This window comes from Rhizobium aureum (assembly GCF_030182495.1).
Taxonomy (GTDB): domain Bacteria; phylum Pseudomonadota; class Alphaproteobacteria; order Rhizobiales; family Rhizobiaceae; genus Rhizobium; species Rhizobium tropici_C.
Window position 1 is genome coordinate 1 of the sequence record NZ_JAQJCI010000051.1, and the last position, 615, is coordinate 615.

The 615-nt window shown below is 61.8% G+C and carries 2 protein-coding genes; both read right to left on the reverse strand.

Features of this window, described 5'->3' with window-relative positions; translation table 11 throughout:
• Positions 1 to 28: 28 nt before the first annotated feature.
• Complete coding sequence (gene tnpB / locus PH552_RS33675) at positions 29 to 373, reverse strand: IS66 family insertion sequence element accessory protein TnpB (RefSeq protein WP_011053349.1); 345 nt, start codon at positions 371 to 373, stop codon at positions 29 to 31.
• Positions 370 to 615, reverse strand: a 246-nt coding sequence (locus tag PH552_RS33680) for a transposase (protein ID WP_285166711.1), incomplete at its 5' end; no start/stop codon positions are given. The genes tnpB and PH552_RS33680, both read right to left, overlap by 4 nt.

The following is a 615-nucleotide window of genomic DNA, read 5'->3' on the forward strand; positions in this document are numbered from 1 at the left end:
GGCGGTTGATTCACTTCGCCGCAGGCCTTTACCCAACAATCTCCGGCGGCTTCACTGCCACAGAGCGAACCCGCTTCCAGTCCATGCCGTCAACGAGCGCCATGAGCTGGGCATGATTGAGCTGCACCCGGTTGTGCCCGATCCGCGGCCAGCAGAACTGCGCCTTCTCCAGTCGCTTGGAGTAAAGGCAGACCCCTGATCCATCCCACCAGACGATCTTGACCCGGTCTGCCCGCTTCGCCCGGAAGACATAAAGCGAGCCGTTAAACGGATCACTGCCGGCGTCGCGCACCAGCGACAGCAAGCTGTCCGGTCCCTTGCGGAAGTCGATGGGATGGCTGGCGAGGAACACCTTTACACCCGCGGGGATCATGCCGAACGAACCGCTCGGATAACGCGCTGCAGATGAGCCTCGTCGACATGCCCGCCTGCCCGCACGATAACATCCCCAATGATGATTTCCACGATGGGGTCGGGGCCGGATACAACGCCCTGCGGATACTCTGTCTCCGCTGCTTGCCCAGGCTCATCACTGCCCAACAGTTCTCTGCGCCAGCGATACAGCTGAGACGGCAGTATCCCGATTTGCCGTGCGACCGCCGAGACGTTCACACC